The sequence below is a fragment of the Aeromonas sp. SrichE-2G genome, from assembly GCF_017939565.1.
GTDB classification, from domain to species: Bacteria; Pseudomonadota; Gammaproteobacteria; order Enterobacterales; family Aeromonadaceae; genus Aeromonas; species Aeromonas taiwanensis.
The window spans coordinates 1-286 of sequence record NZ_JAGKRG010000026.1; the positions used below are offsets into that span (position 1 = coordinate 1).

The following is a 286-nucleotide window of genomic DNA, read 5'->3' on the forward strand; positions in this document are numbered from 1 at the left end:
ATTTAAAGAAAGCGTAATAGCTCACTAGTCGAGTCGGCCTGCGCGGAAGATGTAACGGGGCTCAAACCAGGCACCGAAGCCGCGGATTCACGCTAAGCGTGAGTGGTAGGGGAGCGTTCTGTAAGTCTGCGAAGGTGTATCGAGAGGTATGCTGGAGATATCAGAAGTGCGAATGCTGACGTAAGTAACGATAAAGGGGGTGAAAAGCCTCCTCGCCGGAAGACCAAGGGTTCCTGTCCAACGTTAATCGGGGCAGGGTGAGTCGACCCCTAAGGCGAGGCCGAAA

At 54.2% G+C, this 286-nt stretch carries 1 rRNA gene; it reads left to right on the forward strand.

The window, feature by feature from the left end:
- A 23S ribosomal RNA gene (locus J9885_RS14840) occupies positions 1–286 on the forward strand; the annotation flags it as partial.